The following is a 21,303-nucleotide window of genomic DNA, read 5'->3' as shown; positions in this document are numbered from 1 at the left end:
CGTTTTTTATTGATGCCGCAGAAATCGAGAGGTGAACGATGCTCAATATTGCCCTAGTGACCGGCTCCAGCCGCAGTAACAGCCAATCGGGCAAGGTTGCCCGCTTTTTGCGCCAGCGTCTGATTCAGTTGGGTTACACCGATGATGCGCAAAGCAATGTGATCGACCTGGGCCTCGCCCCGCTGCCGCTGTGGCCTGCTGAAGACGCCGGTCCATGGGGGCTGTACAGCAAGCAACTGGCCGCTGCCGATGCCGTGGTGATCATTTCTCCGGAGTGGAATGGCATGGCCTGCCCGGCCATCAAGAACTTCTTTATCTACGCCAGCAAAGCTGAGCTGGCGCACAAGCCAGGCCTGTTAGTGGGCGTTTCGTCAGGGGTAGGTGGGGCTTATCCGATCAGCGAGCTGCGCGCCTCCAGCTACAAAAACTGCCGCCTCTGCTACTTGCCCGAGCACTTGATCGTACGCAGTGTCGAGAAGGTGCTAAACACGCCAGAACCGAGCCACGAAGAGGACCAGCGCCTGCACGCACGGATCGATTATGAGCTGGATATTCTGGTCAAGTATGCGCACGCCCTGCTTCCCGTTCGCGCCAGTATTGATATGAGCAACCCGGCATTTGCCAACGGCATGTAAACATTGCACTGAACGCACCTGATGACCTCAGGTGCGTTTTAGCGGCAAGCTGACCGTGACGCGCAACCCATCCAGCGGGCTCTCTGCCAGCTGCAAAATTCCGCCCCACGCATCAACAATATCGCGAACGATACCCAGGCCCAGGCCATGACCGGCGACCTGTTCATCCAGACGACTACCACGGCTGAGCACTTCGTCCCGCAGCGCGGCGTCGATACCCGGGCCATCATCATCAATCGTAAGTTGGTAGCCCGCTGTCACTTTGCAGATATGCAGCTGTACCTGGCTATCCGCCCACTTGCAGGCGTTGTCCAGCAGGTTACCGAGTAGTTCCAGCAGGTCTTCACGGTCCCAGGGTAAGCGCAAACCAGGCTCGGCCTGCCACTCCAGTTGCAGGTGGTTGCCGTGGATCATTGTCAGGGTCGAGAACAGCTCCGGCAGCTCGCTGGCGCAGTCAAAATGCGCGCCGGGCAAGGCCTCCCCAGCTAAACGCGCACGCCCCAGTTCACGGGCGATGCGCTGCTCGATCTGTTGCAACTGACCGTCCAGGCTTTCGCGCAATTGCGGCAGCTGTTTGAGCTCTTCCCGCGTTGCCAGACTGACCAACACCGCAAGCGGTGTTTTCAATGCATGGCCGAGGTTACCCAACGCATTGCGCGACCGTTTGAGGGTGTCTTCGGTGTGCGCCAGCAGGTGGTTGATCTGCGCCACCAGCGGTTCCAGCTCAAGCGGCACCTGCTGATCCAGCTGGCTACGTTGGCCTTGCTGCAACTGCAAAAGCTGCCTGCGGACTTGTTCCAGCGGGCGCAACGCCCGACTGACGATCAGCCGTTGCAGCAACAAAATCAGCACCAGTGCACTGACTCCCAAGCCCAGGATAACTTTCTGCACCTGGCTGAAACTATCGAGTATCGGCCTGTAATCACGCGCCACATGGATCACGATGGGCTGGCCATAACGCTGATAATCAGCACGGTACACCAGCCATTGCTGACCTTGCGGCCCATCGCCGAGTGCATCTTTCAAGCCTTCGGCTTCAACTGTGTGCAGCTCTCGGTCCCAAAGTGAGCGCGAGCGCCAGCTCTGCTCATTCAGGTCGATGCGAAAGTACAGGCCGGAGTATGGCCGCTTGTAGGCGGCACTGAGGCGACGTTCATCCAGCTGCAAGCCATTGGGCCCACGCACAACCGCACCCAGTAACGTCTGGGTTTCATCCTGTAAGGTTGTTTGCAGGTAACCCCGTAGGCTGCGGTCAAACAGCCAAAGGCTGCTTTGCGCCAGCAGCAGGCCGACAATCAGCAATACGCTGACCAGGCCAAGGCTCAAACGCCGTTGAATCGACCTCAAGCAGTATCCCCGCTGAATCGATAGCCCTGCCCGCGGCGGGTTTCGATTATCTCGCGCCCCAGCTTGCGCCGCAGATGGTTAACGTGCACCTCGATGACATTCGAGTCGCGTTCGCTTTCACCGTCATACAGGTGCTCAGCCAGGTGGCTCTTGGACAGCAATTGCCCAGCATGCAGCATGAAATAGCGCAGCAGGCGGAATTCCGCAGCAGTCAGCTGCACTTCTTCGCCGTTGCGTTGTACCGATTGTCGCCCTTCATCCAGTTGCAAGCCCGCCGCTTCGAGTTGCGGCTGGTTAGCCAGACCATGAGCGCGGCGCAGCAAAGACTGGATTCGCAGGTGCAGCTCTTCCGGATGGAAGGGTTTGCTCATGTAGTCATCGGCGCCCGCCTTGAGCCCTTCAATCCGCTCAGCCCAGGAGCCGCGTGCGGTAAGGATCAAGACCGGTGTGGTGAGCCCACCAGAACGCCATTCCTGCAACACCTCAATCCCCGGTTTGCCAGGCAAGCCGAGGTCGAGAATGATCAAGTCATAGGGTTCAGTGGCCCCCTGATAAGCCGCATCGCGGCCGTCGGCCAACCAATCCACCGCATATCCTTGGCGGATCAAACCGGCCAGCAGCTCATCAGCCAGGGGAACATGGTCTTCAACCAGCAACAGGCGCATTCAGTCTTCCACCTCATCCTTGAGCACTTCGCCGGTGCTGGCATGCAACTCCAGCTCACGCACGATGCCTTGCTCGGTCACCAGTTCGACTTCGTAAACCAGTACGCCGTCCTCTTCTTCCAGCTCGACTTCCAGCAGAACCGCACCGGGATGAGGCTTCAAAGCCATCTGTAACAACTGCTCAAGGGGCATGATCAGCCCCTCACGGCGCAGACGTAATGCTTCATCCTGATCCAGGTCGCGCGCGCTGCTGCTGAACGTCAGCGTCAGCAGCAGGCAGGCCAGGAATGCGCGGGCAAGCCAAGCAGTGGTGTTCATCAATCGTCTCGTTGGTTCTTCAGAACTTGTGCGTTAGTAGCATCCAGCTCGACGTCCCACTGCACGCCCTGGGCGTCGCGAACTTCAACTTGGTAGATATAGCGGCCGTACTCTTCTTCCAGCTCGGTGTCTTCGGTCTTGCTGCCTGGGTGCAGCGCCAGCGCTGCAGCGTTGAGTTTTTCGAAGGACTGGATGGTGCCGGCGTCACGCAGTTTCAGCGCTTCGTCCGGGCCCAGGTCACGGGCTTGGGCCAAACCGGCAGTCAGGGTCAGCGCAGCAGCGGCAAATACGGCAGTCAGTGTTTTCATGTTCAAGTTCCTTATGGAGTTGGCTTTCGACGGAGTCCAAGTTACTGCACACGACTTAACTCAAGCTGAATTTGCTTAAGGCATTGCTCAAGCACTGATTTATCCAGACCCACGCGCGCATCATTCACGCGCTGAAGTCGCTTGGCCTGGCTATTCAGCGCTCTATAATCGCTGCCTTGCGCGACGGAGGCCAGCATGAGTGCGATATTAATCAAGTCCCCTGCTTTGACAATCAAGGCCGGCAAACGCGCCCTCGCGCGTATTCGCGAGCACGGCTTGCAACCAGCCGATGTCGGCATTCTGCCCGGCGCTGCGGGTGGGCCGAAAGCGTTAGGGATTCAGGGGCTGGATCTGGCGTTGTTCGGCGACTGGCTGCAACGCGCGCCGCGCGAGCGTTCGCTAATCGGGGCATCCATCGGTTCTTGGCGTTTCGCCAGCGCCTGTTTGCCGGATGCTGCAGCAGGCCTGCGTCGCCTCGGCGAGCTGTATACCTCGCAGCGCTTTGCCAAAGGCGTGAGCATGGCGCAAGTGTCGAGTAGCTGCAGCCTGATGCTTGATCAACTGCTCGGCAACGACGACGCCAACATCCTCAGCAACCCGCATTACCGCTTGAATATCGTCGTGGTGAAAAGCCATGGATTGCTGCAGCACGACCATCGCGGCGCGCTCGGGTTGGGGCTTTCGTCAGTGATTGGCAGCAACCTGCTGGGTCGCCCGCGCCTGGCCAAACACTTCGAACGGGTGATTCTGCACGATGCCCGCCTGGCGCCGCCCTTAGGGACGCTCAGCGACTTCCCCTCGCGTTATCTGCAACTCGACAGCGGTAATCTGCGTCATGCATTGCTGGCCTCTGGCTCCATCCCGATGATCATGCAAGGGGTCCGCGATATCCCCGGCGCTGGCCCTGGCACCTACCGCGATGGTGGCCTGCTTGATTACCACCTCGACCTGCCGTACAGCGGCGACGATATCGTGCTCTACCCGCACTTCACCGATAAGGTCATTCCCGGCTGGTTCGATAAGGGCATGCCCTGGCGCCGAGGTGATGGCGGACGCCTGCAGGATGTTCTGCTGCTGGCCCCCTCACGTGACTACCTAGCCCGCTTGCCCCATGGCAAACTTCCAGACCGCAAGGACTTCAGTCGTTACCTGGGCGATGATGCCGACCGCGAACGCTATTGGCGTAAGGCCATGAGCGAAAGCCAGCGGCTTGGCGACGAATTTCTCGAACTGGTCGACAGCGGCCGCCTCGGCGAGCGTCTGCAGCCACTCTAAAACTGAAGCCGACCGAACACCCAAAGCAGCATGACCAAGGATGGGCAGGATGAAACTTGCAGTCGCCATTATCCACGGCATCGGCACGCAACCCGACCTGCGTGACAACGAAGGCCAGCACGCTTTTGCCCACAGTCTGATCGCCGGGCTGCGCCAACGCCTCGGTGCCGAAGCCGACCAGGTGGCTTTTCAGACGTTGTACTGGGCCAGCGTCCTGGATAAGCGACAACTGGCTTTTCTCGACAAGCTGCGCGACCAGCCCGTGCGCTGGCGCTGGTTACGCCGCATCGTCACGCTGTTTCTGGGTGATGCCAGCGGCTATCGCAAAGTCAGCCAGGCATACGACACCACCTATGAAGAAGTCCATCAGTGCCTGCGCAGTGGCCTCAATGCCTTGCGCGCCAAGGTCGATGCCGATACGCCGCTGGTGGTGCTGGCGCACTCACTGGGCGGGCATATTTTCTCCAATTTCGTATGGGATCAGCAGCGCATCAATACCGCTGAAGAATGCCCATTGGATCCCTTTCTGGCCTTGGAAACCCTGAGCGGGCTGATCACCTTTGGCTGCAATATCCCCCTGTTTACCTTTGCTTATGACCCGGTCGTGCCGATCCGCTTCCCCGGCCACTGCCTGACTGACGCGGTGACCAAACAGGCGCGCTGGCTAAATCTCTACGCACCTGCTGACCCGCTGGGTTATCCGCTGCGCCCATTGCCCAACTACGCCGCCGTGGTCGCTGAAGATCGCGCCATGCCAGTGGGGCCCTGGTACAAGCGCCATACCCCGTTGAGCCACTTGGGCTATTGGGATGATCGAGGCTTTCAGCGCTATATCGCTCATTATCTGCAGCAATTACTGGTCGCCTGCAAAGGCTCAGAGAAGCCCTAACCACCCTCTTCCTCGCCCAGTTTCTCGGCTTACACGATTAAAACTGTGATTTATCGGACAATTCCGTGCATTTTTTCGCCGGCATGTGACTTACTGGTCAGCTTCGGTCATCAACAACTATGACTGGCAAATGTGAATTCACCGTTTGCCCTTGTGTATTTGGGATCACCTCGGAGAAACCGACCCCATGAACGCACCGCTGCGTTTTAACGAAGCCCTGCTGATTGCCGACCGCGCTTTTCAACCTTTCCAATGCGTCGCCTGGGCCCCGCAAGATGGCACTGGCAACCTCAGCCTTAGCGTGATCGACCGGACCAGCACCCGCCTGCTCGGCCGCACGCAACTGTCCAGCACCATCTACAGCGACCCGGTGCAATTTGCCGACGTGCTCAAGCAGTCCCGTGAGCAACTCAGTCAGCAAGGTTTCGCCTTGGAGCCCTGGAGCATGCCGGAGTAATCGGCTGCTGTAATAAGGGCTCTGAGCTGCCAATCGGCCCCACTTGTCAGAGCCCTTCCCTTCCTTCTTTACCCCGTTTCAAATCCCACCCTGCGGCCCTTGCACTCATTTCCTGACTGATCTTTGCTGCACCCGTGCATTAGCGCTTATGCTCAGCAAATCAATCATTGCGAGGAGTTTGCCATGCTGCAATTGCGCCCCAACTGTGAATGCTGCGACCGAGATTTGCTGGCTGACTCCACTGATGCATTGATTTGCTCGTTCGAATGCACGTTCTGTCGGGCGTGTGCGGACAACAGGCTTAATGGCACCTGTCCTAACTGTGGGGGCGAATTGCTCCAGCGTCCTCGTCGTCCGGCCGCCAAACTGCTCAAGTACCCCGCGTCAACTGAACGAGTCAATAAAGCCTAATTCGGTTATGGCCACTCGGGACAAAGCAGGAGACACACATGAGCGACGAGGACAACAAGCCGTTGACGCTGTGGGAGATGCTGCAAAGCGTACTAAGCGCAGCGTTCGGTGTGCAGAGCGGAAAGAACCGTAGCCGTGACTTCTCAAGGGGCAAGCCCAGCCACTTCATCATTCTCGGCGTGCTGTTTACCGCCGTCTTCGTGCTGGTGATCTTTGGCATCGTCAAACTCGTGCTGCACCTGGCAGGCGTCTGACTTATTGCAGCAGCGGTTGTATGGAGAACTGGTAATCCTTGAGCTGCGGTCGGTAGACGGCACTGAACTGGCGAAAATCAAGGCCAAAACCTGGCACTTTGAGGCGTTTCTGCAAATGAGCAGCTTGTTTAGCGTCCAGTAAGCTGAAAAGCGGGTCGACTCGGTCTTTGCCACCACGCTCGGCAAAATCCAGCCCTGCATGGTAGTCATGCAACATCACCATGGCCCACCCTCCGAGGGTGAAATGCCCGGCCACCAAGACGCATAGTTTGCGGTTTATACGCGCTTGCAAAACCTCGTCTGAGTTATTCAGCGCCGACAGATAAATATCCTTGCCCGGTTGCCGGCCGATTTCTTGTGCCGCTTGCATCACACCAAACGCCATTTCATCGTTAGCCGACCACACCAGCTTTGCCTCCGGGTAGCGTGGAAGGATCAGTTGCGCCTGTTCATAGGCGCGTTGACGCTTCCACTCACCTTGCAACATCTGCTGCAATTTGATCTCCGGGTGCTCACGCAAGGCACGATGCAGGCCGTCTTCACGCAAGCTTGAAGAGGGAGTGAATCGCACACCAGCAAATGCCAGCAGACTGCCGGGCTTACCCTCAAGCTTGGCGATCAAGGCCTTAGCCATCCAATAGCCTGCTTGCTCGTCGTTGGGCACCAAACTGCCAATCCAGTTGCGGTAGCGTTCGCGTGAGGCGCCGATACGCTGTTGCTGTTCAGGCGTAAGGGTACTGTGCAGGGAAAACAGCTTGATCGGACTGTCGGCAAACTGCCGGAGCAGCTCCGGCGCGGTGTACATCTCGTTGACGAATATCAGGTAATCCGGTGGGTTATCGCGGATCAGTAACTCGCGGGCTTTTTCCAGTAGCTGCGACGGGTTGCGCTCACCGTAGATAATCTGCAGCTGCATGCCCAGGTCATAGGCAGCAGCTTGCATAAAGTCACTGTAACCGACCCAGAAAGGCTCATTGGAAAACCCCGGATTGAGAAAGACCACAGAAGCCGGCGTCTTTCCCGCTGTGTGTGCGTTCTCAGCGATGACCGGTGTTGTCACGCCAAGTGCCCATATGCACACAGCGCTGATAACCGTTAAAACAAACCTGAACACGCAATGCCTCCTCATCGGGACGCTGAGTATATCGGCAAAGCCATAGCAATTAGCCATCTCATCGAAATGAGCGGCCTGTGCAACCAAGACGGCACACAGTGCAGTCGTTACAATCGCCTCCCTGCGCTTTCGTTGATCGGTGTTACATGTCGCCTCTGGAAATCATTGCTTCAGCCCTTGGCGTGTGGGCCGTTTGGCTGACCGTGCGGCAAAACCGCTGGTGCTGGCCGCTGGGTTTGCTGATGGTGCTGATGTACGCCTGGATTTTCTATGACGGCAAGATGTACTCAAACATGCTGCTGCAAGGTGTGTATGCCGTCTTGCAAGGTTATGGCTGGTGGCTTTGGACGCGCGGCGGCAGCAGCCAGACCGGCGTACAGGTCAGCCGACTGAGCCAGCAAGGCATGATGCTTAGCTTAGCAACAGGTGCAGCCGGTGCACTTGTGCTCGGGTATCTGATGGCCACATTCACTGATGCGGCCGCGCCCTGGCAGGATGCAGCGCTAAGTGCATTCAGCCTGGTCGCACAGGTATGGATGGCGCAGAAACGTGTGGAGTGCTGGCCACTGTGGGTCATTCTTGATCTGCTTTTCGTCGCGCTGTTTGTACAGCAGGGCCTGTACCCGACAGCGGCACTGTATGGGCTGTTTACCCTGTTGGCGGTCAATGGCTGGCTGACATGGCGGCGTGATCGCGCGCTGGTTAACCCATGAAGGCACAAGCATGAAGGTGCTGGTACTCACCGGGCCAGAGTCCAGCGGTAAAAGCTGGCTGTCTGAGCATATCCAGGCGAATTTTGGCGGCGTGTTGGTAGGCGAATACGTGCGACATTTTATCGAGCGTGAACAGCGTGACACCTGCTATGCCGACATCAACGCGATCGCCCAGGGGCAATTGGCCTGGGAAGATCAAGCCCGAGCTAAACGCCCTGAGTTGCTCATCCTCGACACACATTTGCTCAGCAACATGCTCTGGAGCCACGAGCTTTTTGGGGACTGCCCAGCCTGGATTGAACAGGCCTTACTCGAACGTGACTATCACCTGCACCTGCTACTCAACCCTGTCGATGTGCCCTGGGTCGACGATGGCCAGCGCTGCCAGCCAGCGCTGGCTCAACGGTTGACGTTTTACCAACACTGCGAACACTGGCTGCGGCAGCATCACCAGCCGCTGCAATGCATTCAAGGTAACTGGGCGCAGCGCCGAGAGCAGGCGCTGGTCACCGTGGCTGACTGGCTCAACTCAACGCAATAGCACACTGGCCCATGCCAGCAGCAAACTCAGGCAGACAACCAACGTCAGCGGTCGGCGTAGGCGTGGGTACCATTGCGGTGCCAAACCCAGTTTGACGGCCCTCAAGTCAGCGGCATACAACCCACCGAACGCTACTAAGCACAGCGGTAACGCCAAGCTGGTTGGCATACCGCCGCTGATGGCCAGCCAGCCCAGCAAAGGCGGCACCACGGATAACCCCAGCTGCATCTGCGCTTGCTCGTCAGTACTTTCCGCACGCATTGCCAGGCCCCAGTGGATCGCCCCCATAAACGCCAAGATCACAGCGGCATAATCCAACAACGCAGCCAACACCAGCTCTCGCCACCCTTCAGGTGTCACCCAGATGCCCAGTGCGCCGGTGACAAAAGGCACCAACCCGGCATAGCCCAACATCAACGCTAATTTTGGCGGCTGTGGCGCGTCAAATGGATGCATCAATTCACTCCTGTGGGTTATTTCGTCATCACCGCACTGTAAAACGATTTTCGGCCCTAGAAGAAGCCTATTTCCGGGATTTTGCTGTAATGGCTGCTTGCCATCTGCGGCTGCAGTTGGCATAAAAACAACAAACAAAAACACCACAAGGAAGTTTCCATGCGCATCCTCCGTCGGGCCCTGTATGGGCTTCTTTTATTATTGATCGCAGGCTTGCTGATCGCCCTGTACTTCATCGCCAATCCCAACCTGCCGGTTTATCAGCAGCCAGACAAGCTGCACTACCTCGATCAGTGGTCTTCTGATGAACGCCAAACCTATTACTACACCCCTCAGGGTACCCAGGTAAAAGGCCTGCGCTATGAGTGGTTCCGTGCACTGGAGCTGCCGTTCAGCACCAGCAAGTTCGCCACCCCCGACTATCTGGCGCGCTTTGGCTTTCTCGTCGATCCCGCGCAACAACCTACGCCGCTGAATCCTGGAAACCTGCCCGTGGGCTTTGCCCGCCACGCAGATGCGGAGAGTGGTGAGCATTATTTGGATATCAGCTGCGCCGCTTGCCACACCGGTGAGTTGCGTTACCAGGGCCAAGCTGTGCGCATTGATGGTGGTGCTGCGTTGCACTCACTGGCATCCACGGTACCGACCGTGCGCGGCGGCAGCTTTGGCCAAGCGCTTGGGATGAGCATGGCGTTCACCTACTACAACCCACTGAAATTCAACCGCTTCGCCCAGCAAGTACTGGGAGATGAGTACGCCCGTCACAAGGCGCAGCTGCGTCGAGACTTCAAGGTAGTGCTCGACCGCTTGTTGGGCACCGCATTCAATGACTGGCACCGTGGCTTGTATCCAACCGAGGAGGGCTTTGGTCGTACCGATGCTTTCGGCCGTATCGCCAACAGCGTATTTGGTGATGCCATTGACCCAAGCAACTACCGCGTTGCCGATGCGCCAGTGAGTTACCCGCAGGTCTGGGATATCTGGAAATTCGACTGGGTTCAGTGGAACGGCTCAGCCATGCAGCCCATGGCCCGCAACGTCGGCGAGGCCTTGGGAGTCGGTGCGACCCTGCGTTTGCTGAATACTGACGGTCATCCGGTGGCCGAAGCCGAACGCTATGCCTCCAGCGTGCGGTTGCGTGACCTGTTCACCCTTGAAGAAACCCTGAAAAAGCTGCGACCACCTACCTGGCCTGAAGACGTTTTTGGCAAGGTCGATCTGCCACTGGCCAGTCGCGGCCGTGCGTTATTTGCCGAGAACTGTGCGTATTGCCATGCCCCTGATCCAAAAACACCTCAGGACAGCTTCGCACCTGCTCGCGATCCGGAATGGCGGATGCGCGTGGTCCCGACCTTAATCGTCGGCACTGACCCCACTACAGCTGACAATATTGCCGACCACCGCTTCGATATCAGCAAGCTGGGCTGGACCAAGGCCGAACTGAGTAAGCTTGATGTACGCCTGTACGGCGCGAAGCTGGATGACATCGACATGCGCAGCATCTCCAGTGCCAAGGCCCTGGCCTACGTCACCGCCTATGTGGAAAACCGCGCGTATCAGGATGCCGGCATCACACAACCCGAACGCGGCAATATGGATGGTTTCAACCTCCCTATCGGCGTACAGGAAAAACGTGGCTACAAGGCTCGCCCGCTCGACGGAATTTGGGCCACACCGCCCTTCTTGCATAACGGCTCGGTGCCGACCCTGTTCCAGCTGTTGTCGCCGGTGTCGGAACGGCAAACCGAGTTCTGGGTAGGCAATTTCGAGTTCAACCCCAAGCAGATTGGTTACCTGAGTGAGAAATTCACCGGTGGTTTCCACTTCGATACGCAGGTCACCGGCAACAGCAATCGCGGTCATGAATTCCGTGCGGGATGCCGTGAAGACGGGGTGATTGGCCGCGCTCTGCAACCGGAAGAACGCTGGGCGCTGATCGAGTACCTCAAGGTTTTGGGTAACCCCGCATTGGAACAACAACTACAGCCGGTGGCCGCCAAAACGTGGACGCCCGGCCCGTCTTGCCAGAACTGAACCGCACCGCGCCTGTGATTGCATACTGAGAATAATTAAAAGGAATTGACTCCATGTTTAAACGATTCTGGCTCTGGCTCGGCCGCATACTGGGCAAATTACTGGTGCTCGTACTGGCTATCGGCATCGGCGGCTGGGCCATCGGAGCCGCCTATTACGGCTGGAAGTTCTCCGGCCCGGTATCTACTGAAGAGCAGATCCCGCCCGATGAAGCCGCGCTCACTCAAAGCATCATTGAGGATGCCATTCGCGTGGTCGAACAGCACCGCGACAACACACGGGTACTGCGCGATGCCCACGCCAAGGCGCATGGCTGCATGAAGGCCGAAGTCACGGTCAGCGCCGATATCGATAGCAGCCTGCAACGCGGTGTACTCAGCGAACCAGGCAAGACCTGGCAAGCCTGGATGCGCTTGTCCAATGGTAATGCCTACCCGCAATTTGACCGCGCCCGCGATGCCCGCGGCATGGCAATCAAGCTACTGGATGTCCCTGGTGAAAAGCTGACACAAAGCCCGCAGCATGCCAGCGAGCAGGACTTTGTGATGTTCAATCACCCAGCTTTTTTCGTGCGCGATGTGGCCGAGTACAAAAGCAATTTCGCTGCCCAGGCCGACGGTAAAAAGGTCATGGCATTCTTCCCCAGCTGGAACCCCGACACCTGGGAAATCCGCCACCTGATCATCGCCCTGAAAACACTGTCCCCTGCCCCGGAAACACCCGTGGCGACCACCTACAACTCCATTGCGCCATTCAAACTGGGTGAGCACAACATCAAGTATCGAGTTATTCCTCAACCGGAAGCCTGCCCGGAGTACCAGTTACCTGAACAGAACCAGGATCTGCCGAATTTCCTGCGCAATGCGCTGTACCAGCAGCTGTCGCTGGACCGTGTATCGGCCTGTTTTGCCCTGCAGGTGCAGCGGCAGAACGCCGAGTACTACATGCCTATCGAAGACCCCAGTGTTGAGTGGAGCGAAGCCATTTCACCGTTCGAAACCGTCGCCACCATCAAGGTGCCGGCGCAGGACTTTGATAGCCGCGAGCAGAACCTGTTCTGTGACAACCTATCCTTCAACCCCTGGCATGCTCTGCCCGAACACCGTCCGATTGGCGGCATCAACCGTCTGAGAAAGGCAGTTTACGAGGCCGTCAGCATCTATAGGTTGGAGCGGAATCAACCATAAAACTGTATCCAATCCTCTGTGCTACTCGGTTAACAGCCTTTGAGCTGGTAATATTCGCGCCTTGCTAAACGCGCTGCTAGCCGCGTACCACTTGAGAGAAAGACCGTGGAATTGTTCAAAGAGTTTATGTTCGAGGCCGCCCACCGCCTGCCTCACGTCCCCGAAGGCCACAAATGCGGGCGCCTGCACGGCCACTCCTTCAAGGTCGCGGTGTATATCGAAGGTGACGTTGATCCTTATACCGGCTGGATTCGCGACTTCTCCGAGATCAAGGCGATCTTCAAGCCACTCTATGAGCAACTTGATCATAACTACCTGAACGATATTCCTGGCCTGGAAAACCCGACCAGTGAAGTGCTGGCCAAATGGATCTGGCAGCAACTCAAGCCCCTGCTACCTGAGCTGTCGCGTATCCGTATTCATGAAACCTGCACAAGCGGCTGTGAATACCGCGGCGATTGAATCGCCGCCTTGCGCCTGATCGAGGCGCAAGGCACCTCCCAGCTCCTCACCGTTCTCCATTGGATTGCCAAATCAAGTGTGCTGCACGCAAGAACAGCGGCTGGCAAAAAATCCACCGAAAGATTTCATAAATTTGAAACCGGTTTGAAAACAAGCAGGCGAACTTGTTATTGCCTGTGCACTGCTTTAGGGTGCCCGTGCACTTTACCTGGATGGGTAAAGCTTCTTATGGATAAGCGAAAAGGAATCACAACATGTTGAAGAAAATTGCTCTGGCTGCCGGCCTGGTTACCCTGCTCAGCGGTTGCGCTTCTGGCCTGTCGCCAGTCAGCGTTGGCCTGATCACCGACGTTAAAGGCCCGATCACCGCCACCACCGCTTCCGGTAACAAAACCGGTACTGCTTGCGCCACCACCATCATTGGTCTGATCAACAAAGGCGACGCTTCCATTGCTGCCGCCAAGGCCAATGGCAACATCGGCACCATCGCTACCGCTGATTACCACACCAAAGGCTTCTACCCGTTCTTCGGCGAAACCTGCGTGAACGTAACCGGTAACTAAGTTGCCCGACTGCCCCCAAACCCTGTTTGGGGGCAGTACAGAAAACTCGCACCTCTAGAGGCCGTAGCCTGCCAAGGCTGACAAGAACTGCGCCTCGTCAATCACCCGAACACCCAGCTCACTGGCCTTTGCCAGCTTCGAACCAGCACCAGGCCCAGCCACCACACAACTGGTTTTTGCCGAAACCGACCCTGCTACCTTGGCGCCCAGACTTTCCAGCTTTTCCTTGGCCACATCGCGGCTCATCACTTCCAACGTGCCGGTCAGCACCCACGTCTGACCAGCAAGCGGCAAGCCTTCGATCACTTTTTTCTCGCAGTGCCAGTGCATGCCAAAGGTCTTTAGCTGCGCTTCGATGGCGCGCGCGCGCTCTGCATTGGCTGCAACCTCGAAAAACTCGCGCACCGCCTTCGCTTGCTTCTCAGGCAAGGTCTGCCGCATATCCAGCCAGTCAGCCGCCAATACTGCATCCAGGCTGACAAATTTATCCGCCAGCTTCTGCGCGCCACCGGGGCCTACGGACGGGATATTTAGCTTATCGAGCATTCCGGCCAGGGTAGCGCTGGCACTAAACTCGGCACTCAGCCCGCCTTGCTCCTGCAGTTGCAGCCCGCACTGATCACTGGCCAACAAGGCCGCGATAACCTGCTGGTTATGGCTGTCGGCAAAGAAACTGTGGATCTCATGCGCCACTTCCAGACCGATATCCGGCAGATAAGTCAGCACTTCCGGCAAGGCCTGCTGCACGCGCTCCAGAGATGCCAGCGATCGAGCCAGCACCTTAGCGGTTTCCTCGCCTACATCGGGTATGCCTAGGGCATAGATAAACCGCGCCAGGGTCGGTTGTTTACTGTCGGCGATGGCCTGCAGCAGCTTGTTGCTGGAGACCTCGGCAAAGCCTTCAAGGTTGATGATCTGTTCATAGCTCAGCGTGTACAGATCGGCCGGCGAGGCGATCAACTGCTCATCGACCAGCTGCTCGATGGTTTTATCGCCTAAGCCTTCGATATCCATGGCGCGGCGCGAAACGAAGTGGATGATTGCCTGCTTAAGCTGCGCAGCACATGCCAAACGACCGACACAGCGGTAAACCGAACCCTCGCTAAAGGTTTCCTTACCCTTGCTGCGCTTGACCAACTGGGTGCGCTCAACATGGGAGCCACACACTGGGCAACTTTCGGGAATTTGCACAGGCCTGGCATCCAGTGGACGCCGCTCAGTCACTACCTGCACCACCTGCGGAATCACGTCACCGGCTCGGCGGATGATTACCGTATCGCCGATCATCACCCCCAGGCGCGCCACCTCATCCATATTGTGCAGAGTGGCATTAGACACCGTAACGCCCGCCACCTTGACCGGTTTCAGGCGTGCCACCGGGGTGACCGCGCCGGTACGACCGACCTGAAACTCCACATCCAGCAACTCGGTCAGCTCTTCCATCGCCGGGAACTTGTGGGCAATCGCCCAGCGAGGCTCGCGGGCGCGGAAGCCCAGTTCACGCTGATAGGCCAGGTTATTGACCTTGAACACCACGCCGTCGATTTCATAGGCTAACGACTCGCGTCGCTCACCAATACTGCGGTAATACGCCAGACATTCATCGGCACCTTTGGCCAGTTTCAGCTCGCGACTGATCGGCATACCCCATTGCTTCAAGGCCTCAAGGATGCCGATATGCGTTTGTGGCAGCTCGCCTTGCACCTGACCAATGCCGTAGCAGCAGAATTCCAGCGGACGGCTGGCGGTAATTTTAGAATCCAGCTGGCGCAGGCTGCCGGCCGCCGCATTACGCGGATTGGCGAAAGTCTTACCACCCTGCTCCAGCTGCCGTGCATTCAGCGCCTCGAAACCGGCCTTGGACATAAAGACTTCGCCACGCACTTCCAGCACAGACGGCCAGCCCTCGCCCTGCAGCTTTAATGGCACATTACGAATGGTGCGCACGTTAACGCTAATGTCCTCGCCCGTGCTGCCATCGCCACGCGTAGCGCCACGCACCAGCAGGCCATCGCGGTACAACAGGCTGACCGCCAGGCCATCAAGCTTAGGCTCACAGCTGTATTCAACCTCGGCGCCGCCACCAAACAGATCGCCTGCAGGCAGATCCAGGCCCTCACGCACCCGACGATCAAAGTCGAGCAAATCAGCCTCCTCAAAGGCGTTGCCCAAGCTGAGCATTGGCACTTCGTGCTTAACCTCACCGAAGGCCGAAAGCGCCAGGCTACCGACGCGCTGGGTCGGTGAGTCGGCCGTGACCAGCTCTGGGTGTTCGACCTCAAGTGCTTTGAGCTCATGGAACAGGCGATCATATTCGGCGTCGGGAATACTCGGCTCATCGAGTACGTGATAGCGATAGTTATGCCCATCCAGTTCGTCGCGCAGTTGCACTATGCGCTGGGCAGCAATCGAGGCATCGGTCATTGCGGTGTGCTCTCAAACGAAAAGAGCAGCCTTGGCTGCTCTTGGTATTTCATCGATTAAATCAGCGCTTATTGGTCAGTTGCTTGCGTTCATATTCGACGATGCGCTGGCGGTAGTGTTCGATAGTTTGCGCGGTCATCACGCTGCGCTGGTCATCTTTCAACTCGCCATTGAGTTCATGGGCCAGTTTGCGCGCTGCGGCAACCATTACATCGAAAGCCTGTTTGGGATGACGCGGGCCAGGCAGACCGAGGAAGAAGCTTACAGCACGGGTGCTGAAGCCCTCGATATCATCCAGGTCAAAGGTGCCAGGTTTTAGTGCGTTGGCCATGGAGAACAACACTTCACCATTACCGGCCATGCTTTCGTGGCGATGGAAGATGTCCATTTCGCCAAAGCGCAGGCCACTTTCCAGAATGTTCTGCAGCAACGCCGGCCCCATAAAGCCTTCATCGCCACGGGCGATCACGTTGATCACCAGTACTTCTTCAACCGGCGGCAATTCCTTGGTGCTTTCTTTGGCCGGGCTTGCAGGTTTGCCTACCACCTCATCATCAACTGGGTTGAGCAATGTCGGTACGGGTTCATCCTGACCCAAATTCAGGTCGCCCTGTTGCGGCTCTCCGCTGCGACGACGATTCAGTTCACGGGCGCTTAACGATGGCAGGTCTTCTTCATCAAAAGCCGGCTCATGGCTGCGGTCAATTACACGCGGCGGACTAAGCAGATCGGGATCGCTGTCATCATCCGGCAGATTGGCAAAACTGCGGTCAAGTTTGAACTTGAGTTTGCCCTTACCACCGCGCATCCGCCGCCAGCCATCAAACAGGATGCCGGCAATCACAATAATGCCGATGACAATCAGCCACTCGCGCAGACCGAATTCCATGAAATACCTTAACCCCTAATAAAAATGTGATGAAAAAGGCCTTCCTGGGCCATTTTGCTAATTCTTTTCCGCGACGCCAAGCCTATGTTATGCCAGGCCTTTCCCTGAGTTATAACGCCACGTCTAATAACAATGCGCATTAAGCTAGCACGACGAAAGATAACTTTACACCGCCCTGGCCATCATGATTCAACCAAGGCCAGCGCTTCCTCCACATCCACGGCCACCAATCGCGAACAACCAGGCTCGTGCATGGTTACGCCCATCAACTGATCAGCCATTTCCATGGCGATTTTATTGTGGGTGATATAGATAAATTGCACCGTTTCCGACATCTCTTTTACCAGCCGTGCATAGCGCCCGACGTTGGCATCGTCCAGCGGTGCGTCTACTTCATCGAGCATGCAGAACGGCGCCGGATTGAGCTTGAAGATAGCAAATACCAGGGCCAATGCCGTCAGCGCCTTTTCCCCGCCAGAGAGCAAATGAATGGTGCTGTTTTTCTTGCCCGGCGGACGCGCCATGATGGTTACGCCGGTATCCAGCAAATCTTCACCGGTCAACTCCAGATAGGCGTTACCGCCACCGAAGACTTTCGGGAATAGCGCCTGCAAGCCGCCGTTGATTTGATCGAAGGTTTCCTTGAAGCGATTGCGGGTTTCCTTGTCGATCTTGCGAATGACGTTTTCCAAGGTATCCAGCGCTTCCACCAGGTCAGCGTTCTGCGCATCTAGGTAACGCTTACGCTCGGATTGCTGCTGGTATTCATCGATCGCCGCCAGGTTGATCGGCCCCAAGCGCTGAATACGCGCGGCCAGGCGTTCCAACTCTTCTTCCCAAGCTTTCTCGCTGGCCTCTGCGGGCAAGGTCGCCAGCACGCCATGCAGGTCGTAGTTGTCTTCCAGCAACTGATCCTGCAACGCCTTACGCCGCACGGTCAGCGATTGCCAATCCATACGCTGTTGCTCCAGCTGGCTACGCAGCAACTGCGACTGCTGCTCGGCCTGGGTGCGGCGTTTTTCCGCATCGCGCAGCTCGCGATCGGCATCTTCCAGGGCCAGGCGCGCAAGCTTGAGTTCGTCTTCTACCGCCATGCGTTTATCGAGTTGCTCTTCGAGCTTCATCCGCAGCTCTTCCAGCGGCGCTTCGCCCTCCTCCAGATTGAGGTTGAGCTGCTCGCGTTTCTCGTGCAGACGCTCGGCCTGCAACTCCAGGCGTTCTAGGGCCTGGCGGGTGGAGTCATGCTGGGCTTTCAACGAACCCAGGCGCACGGCTAACTGGTGGGCGTGATCTTTGTGCTGACGGGCTTCCTGACGCACGCGGTCGAGGCGTTCGCGCAGGCTGTCGCGGCGGGCCAGCAGGCTTTCGCGTTGCTCATTGTCATTGGCCATGGCATCCAAGGCATCTTGCAGCTGCAAGCGCGATTCACCCAGTTGCTCGTGTTCAATTTCGCGCTGCTCGCCCAGCTCCAGCAGTTCGCTGTCCAGACGGCTACGACGCAGGATCAGTTGTTCAACCTTGGCCTGGCCGGCAGACAGCTGAGCCTTCAACTCACCGAGACGACGGGCCAGGTCCTGCGCTAAGCGCCGCTGCTGCTCGCGCTGTTCTTCCTGAGCACGCTGGTTGTCGCGCAGATGGGTCAAACGCTCATCAAGCACAGCTAGCGCGGCTTCGCGCTCATCGCGCTCCAGGCTTAACCGTTCGATCTCCTGACCGCGAGCCAGCACGCCGCTTTCCGCTTCACTTGCGCGGCGAACGCGCAAAAAGTGCCGGCCGACCCAGTAGCCATCACGGCTGATCAGGCTTTCGCCTTCGGCCAAGTTCAAGCGCGCGGCCAGCGCTTCATCCAGGCTTTGCACCGGTTTGATCTTGCCCAGCCAGGGTGCCAGATCGACGCTAGCTTCAACCTTGTCCAGCAGGCTGCCGGCAACCCGCGCGCCGCCCTTGCTCGGGCTGGCCAGGCGCAGATCGCCCTGGGTCAGGCCGGCAAAATCCAGCCCCTGGAAATCATCCAGCAGCACGGCCTGCAGGTCGGCACCCAGCACGGTTTCCACCGCCAGTTCCCAGCCGGCTTCAACCCGCAGGCCCTCGGCCAGACGTGGGCGTTCGCTCAGCTGCTGTTCGCGCAGCCAGTCGCCAGCGCCTTTGCCTGGGTCCAGCGCCGCTTGCTGCAGCGCCTCCAACGAGGCCAGGCGGCCATTCAGGCGCTGCAATTCACCTTGTGCCTGCTGCTGGGCTTGCCCGCTGTGCTGCAGGTCATTACGTAGCTGCTGCAGACGCTCGGCCTGCTGCTCTTCTTCAAGCTGCAGGTCTTCCAGGCTGATTTCACCGGCGACGATCTGCTCGCTCAATTCGATAATCGCCGCATCTTCCGGGTCGGCCGCCAGTTGCTGCAGTTCATCGGTCAGGCGGCGCTGACGCTCGGCCAGGCGCTCCAGGCTCTGCTCCAGCTGGGCGATTCGGGATTGTTGCACCTCGGCCTGACGCCGCGGCTCGGCGCTGCGCTGGTTGAAGCTGTCCCACTGCTCCTGCCAGCCGTGCATGGCTGCTTCAGACTCTTCCAGCCCGGCCGCAGATTCTTCAGCCGCCGCTGCAGTCAGCTCCTGCTCGGGCTCGAGCAAGGCCAGCTCTTCGCCCAGGGTCGCCAGCAATGTGCGGTCATGACCCAGGTGCGATTCGGTTTCCAGGCGCGCGCGCTCGGCTTCGTTAAGGTCATCCTGCAACTGGCGCAAACGCTGCTGGCCGTGCTGGATGCTCTGCTCAATACGCGCGATATCGCCGCCCACCGAGTAGAAACGGCCCTGCACCAGGTTGAAACGCTCGCTCAGCTCATGGTGGCCATCGCGCAGGCGTTCAATGCTCGCATCGGCGTTGCGCTGCTCGGCCACCAGCGCTTCGAAGCTGATTTCCTGGTTGCTGATGACCGCCTCGCGGCTACCCACCTGCTCATTCAGCGCCTGCCAACGCAGGGCGGTGAGCTGAGCTTTGAGCTGACGCTCCTCGGCCTTGTATTCCTGATACTTCTCCGCCGACTGGGCCTGGCGGTGCAGGCGGTCGAGCTGACGCTCCAGCTCTTCCCGCAGGTCGGTCAGACGCGCGAGGTTTTCATGGGTGCGACGGATGCGGTTCTCGGTTTCGCGGCGGCGCTCCTTGTACTTGGAGATGCCGGCAGCTTCCTCGATAAAGTTACGCAGGTCTTCCGGCTTGGCTTCGATCAGCTTGCTGATCATGCCCTGCTCGATGATCGAGTAGCTGCGCGGGCCCAGGCCGGTGCCGAGGAAGATGTCGGTAATGTCGCGGCGACGGCATTTGCTGCCGTTAAGGAAATAGGTGTTCTGACTGTCGCGTGTGACCCGGCGGCGGATCGAGATTTCGTTGTAGCCGGCGTATTCGCCCGTCAGGGTGCCGTCGGAGTTGTCGAAGATCAGCTCGATCGATGCCTGGGTCACCGGCTTGCGGGTATTGGAGCCATTGAAGATGACGTCGGTCATCGACTCGCCACGCAGATTCTTCGCCGAGCTTTCGCCCATCACCCAGCGCACGGCGTCGATGATGTTCGACTTGCCGCAGCCGTTAGGCCCGACCACTGCCGCCATATTACTGGGGAAGGTCACCGTGGTTGGGTCAACAAATGACTTGAAACCGGCCAGTTTGATGCACTTGAGCCGCATAAACAGCCTTCCTTAAGCGTCGGCCAGTGCGGCCAGCACCAGCTGGCAATTGTGCTCGCCGTAACCCAGCAATACCTCGCGGATGGCCTGGTGGTCACGGGCGATAATTGCCTGCAACAAGGCGGCAAAGGTATTGAGGAACTGGCCCATTTCACCTTTGCGCCGCTCCAGCGCCAGGTGATAGGTGCGGCTGATGGCCGGTAGCAGGTTCTCCACGGTTTCCTGCAGGTAGGGATTATTGGAGAACGGGAAGGCAGCACGCATGATGTCAAAGCTGCTTTCGACAAAAACGTTGATATCTTCGCGCTGTAGGCTGTCCTGCAGACGTTGCTGAATCACCAGGAACGGCCCGAGATCCGCCTCAACCTGCCAGCTATCCGCAACCGCCTTGCCCAGCAGGATGTACAGCTCCATGACCAGAGCGTACAGGCTCTTGACGTTATGCGGCGTCAGTTCAGCCACCTGCGCGCCACGGCGCGGTGGAATAACGATCAAGTGCCGGCGTTCCAGAATCAGCAGCGCTTCACGCACCGAACCCCGGCTGACATTCAGCGCCTGGGTGACTTTCTGTTCCTGAATTCGCTCACGCGCCTTCAACTCACCACGAATGATGCGTTCGGCAAGGTGATGGGCGATCTGCTCAGCGAGGCTATCCGGTGCCTTGAACGTCATGATGATCCTTAGGCTCTA

22 protein-coding genes are annotated in these 21,303 nt (G+C 58.1%); 12 read left to right on the top strand and 10 right to left on the bottom strand.

Annotated elements, in window-relative coordinates; translation table 11 throughout:
• The first annotated feature begins 38 nt into the window (after positions 1-38).
• Positions 39-635: an NADPH-dependent FMN reductase gene (locus tag BLO50_RS13445; protein ID WP_090253636.1), complete on the top strand. Its 597-nt coding sequence runs from the start codon at positions 39-41 to the stop codon at positions 633-635.
• Positions 636-662: 27 nt separating this feature from the next.
• Here the strand turns inward: BLO50_RS13445 and BLO50_RS13440 are convergent, their stop codons facing one another.
• Genes BLO50_RS13440 through BLO50_RS13425 form a run of 4 tightly spaced genes read right to left on the bottom strand, consistent with a single transcriptional unit; the run spans position 663 to position 3,273 of the window.
• Positions 663-1,982, bottom strand: coding sequence for a sensor histidine kinase (locus tag BLO50_RS13440; RefSeq protein ID WP_090253632.1), 1,320 nt, complete (start codon positions 1,980-1,982; stop codon positions 663-665).
• Entirely contained in the window at positions 1,979-2,647 is a 669-nt protein-coding gene (locus BLO50_RS13435) for a response regulator transcription factor (RefSeq protein ID WP_090253630.1), read from the bottom strand. The genes BLO50_RS13440 and BLO50_RS13435 overlap by 4 nt, the downstream gene beginning before the upstream one ends.
• Positions 2,648-2,965, bottom strand: coding sequence for a PepSY domain-containing protein (locus BLO50_RS13430; protein WP_090253628.1), 318 nt, complete (start codon positions 2,963-2,965; stop codon positions 2,648-2,650). It lies immediately after the preceding gene.
• A complete protein-coding gene (locus BLO50_RS13425; RefSeq protein ID WP_090253626.1) occupies positions 2,965-3,273 on the bottom strand; it encodes a PepSY domain-containing protein in 309 nt (102 codons plus the stop codon). Before BLO50_RS13425 ends, BLO50_RS13430 begins: the two co-directional genes overlap by 1 nt.
• A gap of 195 nt (positions 3,274-3,468) precedes the next feature.
• Here BLO50_RS13425 and BLO50_RS13420 point away from each other — a divergent pair, with 195 nt between their 5' ends.
• From BLO50_RS13420 to BLO50_RS13400, 5 genes are all read left to right on the top strand, one after another.
• Entirely contained in the window at positions 3,469-4,548 is a 1,080-nt protein-coding gene (locus BLO50_RS13420; protein ID WP_090253625.1) for a patatin-like phospholipase domain-containing protein, read from the top strand.
• Positions 4,549-4,597: 49 nt separating this feature from the next.
• Positions 4,598-5,437: a hypothetical protein gene (locus BLO50_RS13415; protein WP_090253622.1), complete on the top strand. Its 840-nt coding sequence runs from the start codon at positions 4,598-4,600 to the stop codon at positions 5,435-5,437.
• A gap of 187 nt (positions 5,438-5,624) precedes the next feature.
• A complete protein-coding gene (locus BLO50_RS13410; RefSeq protein ID WP_090253619.1) occupies positions 5,625-5,894 on the top strand; it encodes a hypothetical protein in 270 nt (89 codons plus the stop codon).
• A 183-nt stretch (positions 5,895-6,077) separates the two neighbouring features.
• On the top strand, positions 6,078-6,305 hold the full coding sequence (locus BLO50_RS13405; RefSeq protein WP_090253617.1) for a DUF1272 domain-containing protein: 228 nt from the start codon (positions 6,078-6,080) through the stop codon (positions 6,303-6,305).
• 38 nt (positions 6,306-6,343) lie between these two features.
• Positions 6,344-6,559, top strand: coding sequence for a DUF2970 domain-containing protein (locus BLO50_RS13400; protein WP_090253615.1), 216 nt, complete (start codon positions 6,344-6,346; stop codon positions 6,557-6,559).
• A gap of 1 nt (position 6,560) precedes the next feature.
• Here the strand turns inward: BLO50_RS13400 and BLO50_RS13395 are convergent, their stop codons facing one another.
• Positions 6,561-7,688, bottom strand: a complete 1,128-nt coding sequence (locus BLO50_RS13395; protein WP_090253613.1) for an ABC transporter substrate-binding protein — start codon at positions 7,686-7,688, stop codon at positions 6,561-6,563.
• 131 nt (positions 7,689-7,819) lie between these two features.
• On the opposite strand from BLO50_RS13395, the gene pnuC reads away from it, so the two are divergent.
• Both pnuC and BLO50_RS13385 read left to right on the top strand, forming a co-directional pair.
• Positions 7,820-8,386: a nicotinamide riboside transporter PnuC gene (pnuC, locus tag BLO50_RS13390; protein ID WP_090253610.1), complete on the top strand. Its 567-nt coding sequence runs from the start codon at positions 7,820-7,822 to the stop codon at positions 8,384-8,386.
• Between the two features lie 10 nt (positions 8,387-8,396).
• Positions 8,397-8,927: an AAA family ATPase gene (locus tag BLO50_RS13385; RefSeq protein ID WP_090253608.1), complete on the top strand. Its 531-nt coding sequence runs from the start codon at positions 8,397-8,399 to the stop codon at positions 8,925-8,927.
• On the opposite strand, the gene BLO50_RS13380 is transcribed toward BLO50_RS13385, so the two are convergent.
• Entirely contained in the window at positions 8,916-9,383 is a 468-nt protein-coding gene (locus BLO50_RS13380) for a DUF3429 domain-containing protein (RefSeq protein ID WP_090253607.1), read from the bottom strand. The two genes, BLO50_RS13385 and BLO50_RS13380, sit on opposite strands and share 12 nt — an antisense overlap.
• A gap of 159 nt (positions 9,384-9,542) precedes the next feature.
• Here BLO50_RS13380 and BLO50_RS13375 point away from each other — a divergent pair, with 159 nt between their 5' ends.
• From BLO50_RS13375 to BLO50_RS13360, 4 genes are all read left to right on the top strand, one after another.
• Positions 9,543-11,417 carry a di-heme-cytochrome C peroxidase gene (locus BLO50_RS13375; RefSeq protein WP_090253605.1) on the top strand — a complete coding sequence of 625 codons (1,875 nt, stop codon included), beginning with the start codon at positions 9,543-9,545 and terminating at the stop codon, positions 11,415-11,417.
• 53 nt (positions 11,418-11,470) lie between these two features.
• Positions 11,471-12,604, top strand: a complete 1,134-nt coding sequence (locus BLO50_RS13370; RefSeq protein WP_090253603.1) for a catalase family protein — start codon at positions 11,471-11,473, stop codon at positions 12,602-12,604.
• Positions 12,605-12,709: 105 nt separating this feature from the next.
• Positions 12,710-13,066: a 6-carboxytetrahydropterin synthase QueD gene (gene queD, locus BLO50_RS13365; RefSeq protein ID WP_090253601.1), complete on the top strand. Its 357-nt coding sequence runs from the start codon at positions 12,710-12,712 to the stop codon at positions 13,064-13,066.
• Between the two features lie 254 nt (positions 13,067-13,320).
• Positions 13,321-13,629 carry a TRL-like family protein gene (locus BLO50_RS13360; RefSeq protein ID WP_090253600.1) on the top strand — a complete coding sequence of 103 codons (309 nt, stop codon included), beginning with the start codon at positions 13,321-13,323 and terminating at the stop codon, positions 13,627-13,629.
• Positions 13,630-13,683: 54 nt separating this feature from the next.
• Here BLO50_RS13360 and ligA read toward each other — a convergent pair whose 3' ends face one another.
• The 4 genes from ligA to BLO50_RS13340 all read right to left on the bottom strand — a co-directional run bounded on the left by ligA (position 13,684) and on the right by BLO50_RS13340 (position 21,285).
• On the bottom strand, positions 13,684-16,053 hold the full coding sequence (gene ligA / locus BLO50_RS13355; protein ID WP_090253597.1) for an NAD-dependent DNA ligase LigA: 2,370 nt from the start codon (positions 16,051-16,053) through the stop codon (positions 13,684-13,686).
• Between the two features lie 61 nt (positions 16,054-16,114).
• Entirely contained in the window at positions 16,115-16,942 is an 828-nt protein-coding gene (gene zipA, locus BLO50_RS13350) for a cell division protein ZipA (protein ID WP_090253595.1), read from the bottom strand.
• A 182-nt stretch (positions 16,943-17,124) separates the two neighbouring features.
• Positions 17,125-20,613 carry a chromosome segregation protein SMC gene (smc, locus tag BLO50_RS13345; protein WP_090253593.1) on the bottom strand — a complete coding sequence of 1,163 codons (3,489 nt, stop codon included), beginning with the start codon at positions 20,611-20,613 and terminating at the stop codon, positions 17,125-17,127.
• Between the two features lie 12 nt (positions 20,614-20,625).
• A complete protein-coding gene (locus BLO50_RS13340; protein WP_090253591.1) occupies positions 20,626-21,285 on the bottom strand; it encodes a GntR family transcriptional regulator in 660 nt (219 codons plus the stop codon).
• Positions 21,286-21,303 lie beyond the last annotated feature (18 nt).

It is taken from the genome of Pseudomonas peli (genome assembly GCF_900099645.1).
Lineage (GTDB): Bacteria > Pseudomonadota > Gammaproteobacteria > Pseudomonadales > Pseudomonadaceae > Aquipseudomonas > Aquipseudomonas peli.
This window is presented reverse-complemented; position numbering and strand designations above follow the sequence as displayed.

Bases quoted from the DNA above. Each gene is read 5' to 3' on its own strand.
- BLO50_RS13435 (WP_090253630.1), bottom strand. From the start codon at position 2,647: ATGCGCCTGTTGCTGGTTGAAGACCATGTTCCCCTGGCTGATGAGCTG.
- BLO50_RS13400 (WP_090253615.1), top strand. From the start codon at position 6,344: ATGAGCGACGAGGACAACAAGCCGTTGACGCTGTGGGAGATGCTGCAA.
- BLO50_RS13410 (WP_090253619.1), top strand. From the start codon at position 5,625: ATGAACGCACCGCTGCGTTTTAACGAAGCCCTGCTGATTGCCGACCGC.
- BLO50_RS13385 (WP_090253608.1), top strand. From the start codon at position 8,397: ATGAAGGTGCTGGTACTCACCGGGCCAGAGTCCAGCGGTAAAAGCTGG.
- zipA (WP_090253595.1), bottom strand. From the start codon at position 16,942: ATGGAATTCGGTCTGCGCGAGTGGCTGATTGTCATCGGCATTATTGTG.
- BLO50_RS13425 (WP_090253626.1), bottom strand. From the start codon at position 3,273: ATGAAAACACTGACTGCCGTATTTGCCGCTGCTGCGCTGACCCTGACT.
- smc (WP_090253593.1), bottom strand. From the start codon at position 20,613: ATGCGGCTCAAGTGCATCAAACTGGCCGGTTTCAAGTCATTTGTTGAC.
- BLO50_RS13370 (WP_090253603.1), top strand. From the start codon at position 11,471: ATGTTTAAACGATTCTGGCTCTGGCTCGGCCGCATACTGGGCAAATTA.
- BLO50_RS13375 (WP_090253605.1), top strand. From the start codon at position 9,543: ATGCGCATCCTCCGTCGGGCCCTGTATGGGCTTCTTTTATTATTGATC.
- BLO50_RS13430 (WP_090253628.1), bottom strand. From the start codon at position 2,965: ATGAACACCACTGCTTGGCTTGCCCGCGCATTCCTGGCCTGCCTGCTG.
- BLO50_RS13360 (WP_090253600.1), top strand. From the start codon at position 13,321: ATGTTGAAGAAAATTGCTCTGGCTGCCGGCCTGGTTACCCTGCTCAGC.
- BLO50_RS13380 (WP_090253607.1), bottom strand. From the start codon at position 9,383: ATGCATCCATTTGACGCGCCACAGCCGCCAAAATTAGCGTTGATGTTG.
- BLO50_RS13445 (WP_090253636.1), top strand. From the start codon at position 39: ATGCTCAATATTGCCCTAGTGACCGGCTCCAGCCGCAGTAACAGCCAA.
- BLO50_RS13420 (WP_090253625.1), top strand. From the start codon at position 3,469: ATGAGTGCGATATTAATCAAGTCCCCTGCTTTGACAATCAAGGCCGGC.
- BLO50_RS13415 (WP_090253622.1), top strand. From the start codon at position 4,598: ATGAAACTTGCAGTCGCCATTATCCACGGCATCGGCACGCAACCCGAC.
- ligA (WP_090253597.1), bottom strand. From the start codon at position 16,053: ATGACCGATGCCTCGATTGCTGCCCAGCGCATAGTGCAACTGCGCGAC.
- pnuC (WP_090253610.1), top strand. From the start codon at position 7,820: ATGTCGCCTCTGGAAATCATTGCTTCAGCCCTTGGCGTGTGGGCCGTT.
- BLO50_RS13405 (WP_090253617.1), top strand. From the start codon at position 6,078: ATGCTGCAATTGCGCCCCAACTGTGAATGCTGCGACCGAGATTTGCTG.
- BLO50_RS13340 (WP_090253591.1), bottom strand. From the start codon at position 21,285: ATGACGTTCAAGGCACCGGATAGCCTCGCTGAGCAGATCGCCCATCAC.
- BLO50_RS13395 (WP_090253613.1), bottom strand. From the start codon at position 7,688: ATGAGGAGGCATTGCGTGTTCAGGTTTGTTTTAACGGTTATCAGCGCT.